Raw genomic sequence first — 8,521 nt, 5'->3', positions numbered from 1 at the left:
GCGAGCGATCAGGTCGTGGTCGGCCGGGGTTTCCGTCGGCTACGGGACAGCAGCTTCACGCCGGGTTTCTCCACGTACTCGTGCAGGTTCCGTTTTCCGGTCAGATCCGGACCTGGACCGCCCGCGCGAGCCGGTCGTGCAGACCGCGGCCGTCACGGTCCCAGATGATCGCCGGGATGGCGATCACCAGGAGAACGCTGCGCAGCAGGACCCGCGGGAGCGTGAGCCGTCCGCCGTTCTCACCGATGACGCGCAGCCCGAGGAGGCGCTTCCCGGGGGTGCAGCCGATCGTACCGACGGTGACCAGACTGAGTACGAAAAAGACCAGCAGCGCCCAGTTGCCCGCCCGTTGGGACATGCCGTCCGCCAGGAAGGCATTGGCGACGAGCATGCACAGCGCCCAGTCGATGCAGATCGCCGCGATGCGGCGGCCGGGCCGGGCGATCGAGCCCGGACCGCTTTCCGGCAGCCCGAGGCGCTCGCCCCGGTACCCGAAGTCGATGCCCATCTCCTCGGCCGCCGCGCGCGGTCCGGAGAGCCATGAGCCCATTGCTTGCCTGTTGTCCACCCGACAACGGTACTGCGACCGCATTCGTTCGTTTCCGTCCGGGTCCGGTATCAGCCGTTTCGACCATGCTCCGGGCCGTGTTCCGGTTAACCTCGGCGAAACAAATGGGTCACGCTTGGGAAATCCCGCCTCTCTAGGGTCGGCCCCAGCGCGCTACTGCATATGGACCCGCATATGGACCGCGCCACCGAAGCAACCCCGACCGCTCGCGGCCGGGCTAGGAGGAGTTGGATGTTCCAGAACGGCGACGACGCCAAGAAGTTCATCGCGGACGAGGACGTCAAGTTCGTCGACGTCCGGTTCTGCGACCTGCCTGGCGTGATGCAGCACTTCACGATCCCGGCGTCGGCGTTCGACCCCGCCGAGGAGCTCGCCTTCGACGGTTCCTCGATCCGCGGTTTCCAGGCCATCCACGAGTCCGACATGGCGCTCCGCGCGGACCTGTCGACGGCGCGCGTCGACCCCTTCCGCCGCGACAAGACGCTGAACATCAACTTCTTCATCCACGACCCGATCACCGGCGAGCAGTACAGCCGTGACCCGCGCAACATCGCCAAGAAGGCCGAGGCCTACCTCGCCTCCACCGGCATCGCGGACACCGCGTACTTCGGCCCGGAGGCCGAGTTCTACGTCTTCGACAGCGTCCGCTTCGAGACCAGCGCGAACCAGTCCTTCTACCACATCGACTCCGAGGCCGGCGCCTGGAACACCGGTGCGGTCGAGAACAACCGCGGCTACAAGGTCCGTTACAAGGGCGGCTACTTCCCGGCCCCGCCGGTCGACCACTTCGCCGACCTGCGCGCCGAGATCTCCCTGGAACTGGAGGCGTCCGGCCTCCAGGTCGAGCGCCAGCACCACGAGGTCGGCACCGCCGGCCAGGCGGAGATCAACTACAAGTTCAACACGCTGCTCGCCGCGGCCGACGACCTGATGCTCTTCAAGTACATCGTGAAGAACGTCGCCTGGCGCAACGGCAAGACCGCGACCTTCATGCCGAAGCCGATCTTCGGCGACAACGGCTCGGGCATGCACGTCCACCAGTCGCTGTGGCAGGGCGGCGTCCCGCTCTTCTACGACGAGCAGGGCTACGCGGGCCTCTCGGACACCGCCCGCTACTACATCGGCGGCATCCTCAAGCACGCCCCGTCGCTGCTGGCCTTCACCAACCCGACGGTGAACTCCTACCACCGCCTGGTCCCCGGCTTCGAGGCCCCGGTCAACCTGGTCTACTCGCAGCGCAACCGCTCCGCCGCGATGCGCATCCCGATCACGGGCTCCAACCCCAAGGCCAAGCGCGTCGAGTTCCGCGCCCCGGACCCGTCCTCGAACCCGTACCTCGCCTTCTCGGCCCTCCTGCTGGCCGGCCTCGACGGCGTCAAGAACAAGATCGAGCCCGCCGAGCCGATCGACAAGGACCTCTACGAGCTCGCCCCCGACGAGCACGCCAACGTCCCCCAGGTCCCGACCTCCCTCCCGGCGGTCCTCGAGGCCCTCGAGGCCGACAACGAGTACCTCCAGGCCGGCGGCGTCTTCACGTCCGACCTGATCGAGACCTGGATCGACTACAAGCGCACCCAGGAAATCGCCCCGATCCAGCTGCGCCCGCACCCGCACGAGTTCGAGATGTACTTCGACCTCTAGAACCGGTGGCCCGTCGGGGCCGCGCAACACGGTGTACGGCCGAGCCCCGTCGCTGTCCATGAGGCAGCGGCGGGGCTCGGCCGTTGTCGGCCCCCGCCGGGCAAGGTGGCCTCGCCCCGTCCGGAGCCGAGGCCACCCGTTCGGGCTAACGCCGACCGTGTCCGCCTTGCCCCATCATGTGCTTACCGGGGAAAGGACCGAGGACATGAGTCACGACGGCACAGCGGACGAAACGGCAGCGGCGGCCTTCGACTTCAACGTCGATGTCAAACTCACGGACGTCTCCGATCCCAACAGGTTCCAGTTCATCAACATGACGATCGCGAGCGTTCCCCCCGGCGCCACACAGTTGCGGGGGACGTGGCGAGGGGCCTCCGTGTTCGTACCGTCCACGAGCGGGGAGTTCGACTGGGACGGCAGGTCGGGGCACGAAGTCGCCTTCGTCTTCGACGGCCCGGCGATGAACGCACGCGTCGTCGTCGGTCTGCTGAACTTCATCGGGGCTCCGGGCAGGCTCCCGGGAAGGGGGGCCACCGGCGGCGGTGAGGTGCTCGACCCGGACCAGCCCTCGTTCCGCGAGGAGATCACGTGGCGGATCACCTGACTCCGGCCTGTACGGGCGCCGGTCCCGTACAGGCCGGAGGCCGGGGGTGGTCAGCCCTGGTCGACGTGGATGAGGGAACGGACCATGCGGCACGTCGTGTTGGACGGCGGGCGGACGCCGATCTGTTCCGCGACGCGGCGTATGCGGCGGTTGCGGGCCTGCTCGGGGCGGTCGACGCCGGAGTGGAGCAGGGCGATGGCGAGGCGCATGGCCTTCAGGCGGCGGTTGTGCGACTCGTACCAGCCCCGGGGGAGGCCGGCGGGGAGGGGTTTCTTCGGCAGGGTCGGGACACTGGGCAGGTTCGGTAGAGGTGGTGCGGCGACAGCCATCGGCATCCTCCTGACGCGGTGCTGAGCCCTCGCTCAACTACCCCCATTTTACTGCCGGGCACTGACAATCGACCCAGGTCAGCAGCCATTTGAGGGGGGGTCGCGGTACGGTGGGGCGCATGGAGATCTGGATCAATCCCGCCTGCTCGAAGTGCCGTGCCGCGACCGCGCTGCTCGATGCCGAGGGGGCCGACTACACCATCCGCCGCTACCTCGAGGACGTGCCGGGCGAGGAGGAGATCCGCGGCGTGCTCGGCCGGCTCGGGCTGGAGCCGTGGGACATCACCAGGACGCGGGAGGCCGTGGCCGAGGAGCTCGGACTGAAGGACTGGCCGCGCGACCCGGCCGCCCGGGACCGCTGGATCGCGGCGCTCGCCGCGCACCCGAAGCTGATCCAGCGCCCGATCATCACCGCGGACGACGGCTCGGCGCTGGTGGCCCGCACGGACGAGGCGGTGCGGGAGGCCCTGTCCCGGCGGAAGTGACCGGAGGCGACCGGGGTGACCTCAGGTGACCGCTTCCGTAGGGAATCCGGTTACCCGGGGTCTATCCGGAAGTAACAAGTTTTGATGTGATGTTGACGGCCCGTCTCATACGTCCCCTACCCCCCGGGAGATGCAGTGACCGTCAGCAGAACCAACAAGCCCTTCGGTATCGCCTCCGCGGTCGCCACGGTCCTCGCTGCCGTCACGCTGTCCGCGGCCCTGCCGCAGGCGGCACAGGCGGTACAGACGGCACAGGCGGCGTCCGCCGGGGACTCCGTGCCGGAGTTGAAGGTCTTGACGTACAACACCTTCCTGATGAGCAAGAACCTCTACCCGAACTGGGGGCAGGACCACCGGGCCCAGGCGATACCCGCCGCCGGCTTCTTCCGGGGCAACGACGTCGTCGTGCTGGAGGAGGCTTTCGACAACAGCTCCTCGGACGCCCTGAAGGCCAACGCGGCGGGCGAGTACCCGTACCAGACACCGGTCGTCGGGCGGAGCAAGGACGGCTGGGACGCCACGGGCGGGAACTACTCGTCGACCACGCCGGAGGACGGCGGCGTCACCGTCCTCAGCAAGTGGCCGATCGTCCACAAGGAACAGGTGATCTACCCGGACGCGTGCGGTTCCGACTGGTACTCCAACAAGGGCTTCGCGTATGTGGTGTTGGACGTGAACGGCACCAAGGTGCACCTGGTGGGCACGCACACCCAGTCGACCGACAGCGGTTGCAAGGCGGGCGAGGCGGTGGCGAACCGCGCGAAGCAGTTCCGGCAGATCGGCGCGTTCCTGGACGCGAAGAAGATCCCGGCGAGCGAGCAGGTCATGCTCGCCGGTGACCTGAACGTGGACTCGCGCGGCCCCGAGTACCGGTCGATGCTCACCGACGCCGGTCTCGCGCCCGCGACGGTCCGCGACGGGCACCCGTACTCCTTCGACACCAAGGAGAACTCGATCGCGTCCTACCGCTACCCGGACGACGCCCGCGAGGACCTCGACTACGTGCTGCACCGCAACGGCCATGTCCGCCCGGCCACCTGGCGGAACACGGTGGTCAAGGAGCAGTCCGCGCCGTGGACGGTCTCCAGCTGGGGCAAGAAGTACACATACGCCGATCTCTCGGACCACTATCCGCTGATCGCCGGGGCCAAGTGACCGGAGTCGAGTGATCCGGTCGCGGCGCTGTCAGTGGCGGGTGGCAGGATCGTCCCCACGGGCCGCTGACCGCGAGCGGTCCCTGGAGCGAGGGGGGAACCATGCTGCCCATCACCGTGAACACCGAGCCCGGCGAGGTCCGTTCGGGGATCGGCGCCGAGGAGCTGGCCGAGGTGATCGGCCGGCTGGGCGCGGACGGCGACCGGTTCGTGGTGGTCGAGCGGATGACGGACGAGAGCGGGGGCGATCACTACATCCAGACCTGGCACGAGGGCGACGGGCCGTACGAGGTGGAGTACCGCGACGGCTCGGCGGAGCGGCACTTCGGGGTGCGGATGGAGAGCGCCGACGAGGTCGCGGCCGTGATCGTGGCGTGGGCGCGCGCCACGGAGGGCTGGGCGGACGGCTACGACTGGAAGCGGATAGAGCTGACGCACTGAGCCACTGTCCGGCAGGGCTCCCGCCACCGCCCGGGGCGGGGGCCCTGCCGGGGGTCACCCCCGGTAACCCGGCCGTGGGTCCGTGGCAACCACCAAGGTTCCGTATTCACCGTGGGATAAGCCCTGCTCATTCGCCGGAGGTCGTGCTTCAATAGGGCCATGGCCAGCTTCCAGAACACCGCTACGGGTCGCACCGACCTCGAGCCGTTCTGGCCTTCCCGCCAGCACCACGACTTCGACCGAGTGTGTTGTCGCGCGACTCACGCGCTGGCCCACTCCCCTCGCTGACCCTTTCGTCGAAGTCAGCCGCCGGTCATCGAGTACCGGCAAAACGGCCCGCGCACCTGCACGTCCCTCGACGGTCCCCCGCGCGAAAGAGCTGAGCTCTCCATGACGAACCTCCGTACCCTGACCGCGCCCGCCCCCGCCGCCGCGGCCGCCCACGGGGCGCACCGGCACCGACTCCGAGCCGTGGCCCCGGACGAGGTGCCGCCGGTCGCCGAACTGCTGCACTCCGGGGCCGCCACCTGGATGCCCGCACCGCAGCACACGGTGCCCTCGCTGCCGGGCCAGCCGCCGATGATCGGCTACCTGGTGCTCGTCCCGGCGGAGCAGCCCGCGTCCGGGGCCGCGCCGGCCGCCACCCGCGGTGACGCCCTCGTGAGCATCGACCCCGAGCAGCGGACGGCGAGCGTCGCGGGGAAGCAACTGGACCTGACCTACCTGGAGTTCGAGCTGCTGGCACACCTGGTCGCGCATCCCCACCGGGTGCACACCCGCGACCAGCTGGTGACCACGGTGTGGGGCTACGGCCACGTCGGCGACGGCCGGACGGTCGACGTCCACATCGCCCGGCTCCGCCGCAAGATGGGCAAGGAGCACCGCGCGTCGATCGTCACCGTGCGCCGGGTCGGCTATAAGTACGCGCCCCCCGCGGGCTACTGAGCGAACGTTCCGCCGGGAGCCCCGTGCCGTCGCGCACGGGGCTTGCCGCGTTGTCCCACCGCAGGTCGGAGGGGGTGGTGCTGGGTACACTGCGGTCGGGGTAGTGGCCCCAGTGACCGATCGGGGCACCGTACGGAGACTGGTGTCAGCGGGGCCCGGGACGCGGGCTCCGGGGAGACACGTACGGGGGAGACACCGATGAGGATCGGCAAAGGACTGGCGGCTGCCGCCCGGGGGCTGTGGCTGACGGTCTACTGCATGGTGATGTCGACCCTGCTCTTCGCGTTCACCCTGGTCTCGCTCGTCCTCATGATCCTGGGCATCGGCCTCTACACCACCCCGGTCGCCCTGGCGGCCGTGCGGAAGCACGCGGATCTGCGGCGCCGCCAGTCGGAGGCGTGGGTGGGGCTGCGCATTCCCTCGCCGTACCGGAGGCCGCCCGTGCGGCGCCCCGGCCTGGCGGGTCAGGTGGAGCTCTGCACGACGCTGCTCAAGGACAAGGCGACCTGGCGTGACGTCCAGTGGCTGTTCGTGGACCTGTCCGCGGGCGCGATCCTGGCCGTGCTGCCCGCCGTACTGATCGCCTACCTGTTCTGGGGTCCGGTGCTGGCCCTCGGCGTCTGGAAGCCGATCGTCCGGGCCGATGGCACCTTCTGGTTCACGTTCGTGCCCGTCGACGACCAGTTCACGGCGAATCTGGCGGCGGGCGTCGGCGTCGGGTTCGGTGTGCTCGGGCTCTTCGTCAACCGGGCGCTGCTGCGGGCGCATTTCCTGCTCGCCGCGCTGTTCCTGCGGCCCACGGCGGAGCGTGAACTCGCCCTGCGCGTCGAGCACCTCACCGAGACCCGGCACGACGTGGTGGACTCCTCCGCCGCGGAGCTGCGCCGCATCGAGCGCGATCTGCACGACGGCGCGCAGGCCCGGCTGGTGGCGATGGGGATGAGCCTGAGCACGATCGAGGTGCTGGTCGAGCAGGACCCCGCGCAGGCCAAGAAGCTGATCGCCGCCACCCGCGAGCACTCCGCCGAGGCCCTCACCGAGCTGCGCGACCTGATCCGCGGCATCCACCCGCCCGTACTCGCCGAGCGCGGTCTGGGCGACGCCCTGCGCGCCCTCGCCCTGCGGATGCCACTGCCGGTCGAGGTCACCGTCGAGCTGCCGGGGCGTACGGAGGAACCGGTCGAGTCCGCCGCGTACTTCGCGGTCAGCGAGCTGCTCACCAACGCCGCGAAGCACTCCGGCGCCCGGCAGGTCCGGCTCGACGCGCACCACGCCGACGGCGCCCTCCGGATCGCCGTCACCGACGACGGCCGCGGCGGCGCCGACGCCGGGAAGGGCACCGGCCTGCGGGGCGTCGAACGCCGCCTCGGTGCCTTCGACGGCGTCCTGGCCTTGAGCAGCCCGGCCGGTGGCCCCACCATGGTCACGCTGGAGATCCCCTGCGTCCTCCGCTGACGCCCCGTCACCACTGCCGTGGAGTTCCCCTTGCGTGTCGTGCTCGCCGAAGACCTGTTCCTGCTGCGGGACGGGCTGGTCCGGATGCTGGAGGCGTTCGGCTTCGAGATCGCCGCGGCGGTGGAGAGCGGCCCTGAGCTCGGCCGGGCGCTCGCGGAGCTGGAGCCCGACGTGGCGATCGTGGACGTGCGGCTGCCGCCGTCGTTCACCGACGAGGGGCTGCAGTGCGCGCTGACGGCACGCCGGGAGCGGCCGGGGCTGCCGGTGCTGGTGCTGTCCCAGCACGTGGAGCAGCTGTACGCGCGGGAGCTGCTCGCCGACGGCAGCGGCGGGGTCGGCTATCTGCTGAAGGACCGGGTGTTCGACGCGGCGCAGTTCGTCGACGCCGTGCGGCGGGTGGCGGCGGGCGGCACCGCGATGGATCCGCAGGTGATCTCGCAGCTGCTGACCCGGCGCTCGCGGGACTCGCCGATGGGCCGGCTGACGCCACGCGAGCGGGACGTGATGGAGCTGATGGCGCAGGGCCGGTCGAACGCGGCGATCGCCACGCAGCTGGTGATCACGGAGCGGGCGGTGGCGAAGCACACGTCGAACATCTTCGGAAAGCTCGGGCTGCCGCCGTCGGACGACGACAACCGGCGGGTGCTGGCCGTTTTGGCGTACCTGGACCGTGGCTGAGGCCTTCCGCCGTCCGCGGGCTGTCCGCCGCCTGCGGCGGGCTTGTTCCCCAGCCCCGCCCCTTCCCGAAACCGGGGCTCCGCCCCGGACCCCGCAACACGGCTTCGCCGCGTTGTCCTCAATCGCCGGACGGGCTGAATTTCGCGGACCGTAGCTCTTTGACCTGCGGCCCGCAGGCTTGCGGCCCGCAGGCTGCGGACTACGCCCGCAAAATCAGCCCG

Annotated in this window: 10 protein-coding genes; 8 read left to right on the top strand and 2 right to left on the bottom strand. The window is 70.0% G+C overall.

Translation table 11 applies throughout. The features are described 5' to 3' along the window. Positions 1-100 precede the first annotated feature (100 nt). On the bottom strand, positions 101-568 hold the full coding sequence (locus ACWD4A_RS34755; RefSeq protein WP_451200388.1) for an RDD family protein: 468 nt from the start codon (positions 566-568) through the stop codon (positions 101-103). A 231-nt stretch (positions 569-799) separates the two neighbouring features. Between ACWD4A_RS34755 and glnA the strand changes: the two genes are divergently transcribed. Beyond that, complete coding sequence (gene glnA, locus ACWD4A_RS34750; RefSeq protein WP_451200386.1) at positions 800-2,209, top strand: type I glutamate--ammonia ligase; 1,410 nt, start codon at positions 800-802, stop codon at positions 2,207-2,209. A gap of 205 nt (positions 2,210-2,414) precedes the next feature. Then, a complete protein-coding gene (locus tag ACWD4A_RS34745) occupies positions 2,415-2,813 on the top strand; it encodes a hypothetical protein (RefSeq protein ID WP_451200385.1) in 399 nt (132 codons plus the stop codon). Between the two features lie 50 nt (positions 2,814-2,863). Here ACWD4A_RS34745 and ACWD4A_RS34740 read toward each other — a convergent pair whose 3' ends face one another. After that, complete coding sequence (locus ACWD4A_RS34740) at positions 2,864-3,142, bottom strand: hypothetical protein (protein ID WP_451200384.1); 279 nt, start codon at positions 3,140-3,142, stop codon at positions 2,864-2,866. Between the two features lie 119 nt (positions 3,143-3,261). Here ACWD4A_RS34740 and ACWD4A_RS34735 point away from each other — a divergent pair, with 119 nt between their 5' ends. The 6 genes from ACWD4A_RS34735 (at position 3,262) to ACWD4A_RS34710 (ending at position 8,300) form a co-directional block, all read left to right on the top strand. Then, positions 3,262-3,627: an arsenate reductase family protein gene (locus ACWD4A_RS34735; protein WP_451200383.1), complete on the top strand. Its 366-nt coding sequence runs from the start codon at positions 3,262-3,264 to the stop codon at positions 3,625-3,627. Positions 3,628-3,762: 135 nt separating this feature from the next. Beyond that, entirely contained in the window at positions 3,763-4,782 is a 1,020-nt protein-coding gene (gene sph, locus ACWD4A_RS34730) for a sphingomyelin phosphodiesterase (protein ID WP_451200381.1), read from the top strand. Positions 4,783-4,883: 101 nt separating this feature from the next. Then, positions 4,884-5,222: a hypothetical protein gene (locus tag ACWD4A_RS34725; RefSeq protein ID WP_451200380.1), complete on the top strand. Its 339-nt coding sequence runs from the start codon at positions 4,884-4,886 to the stop codon at positions 5,220-5,222. Between the two features lie 390 nt (positions 5,223-5,612). Further along, on the top strand, positions 5,613-6,167 hold the full coding sequence (locus ACWD4A_RS34720; RefSeq protein ID WP_451200378.1) for a winged helix-turn-helix domain-containing protein: 555 nt from the start codon (positions 5,613-5,615) through the stop codon (positions 6,165-6,167). Between the two features lie 198 nt (positions 6,168-6,365). Further along, positions 6,366-7,622, top strand: a complete 1,257-nt coding sequence (locus ACWD4A_RS34715; protein WP_451200377.1) for a sensor domain-containing protein — start codon at positions 6,366-6,368, stop codon at positions 7,620-7,622. A 30-nt stretch (positions 7,623-7,652) separates the two neighbouring features. After that, the gene (locus ACWD4A_RS34710; protein ID WP_451200375.1) at positions 7,653-8,300 is read left to right on the top strand and encodes a LuxR C-terminal-related transcriptional regulator; all 648 of its coding nucleotides are present in this window, start codon (positions 7,653-7,655) and stop codon (positions 8,298-8,300) included. Positions 8,301-8,521 lie beyond the last annotated feature (221 nt).

Source organism: Streptomyces sp. NPDC002537 (assembly GCF_053594975.1).
The sequence above is the reverse complement of the archived record's forward strand: the minus strand, read 5'-3'. Positions and strand labels throughout refer to the sequence as shown.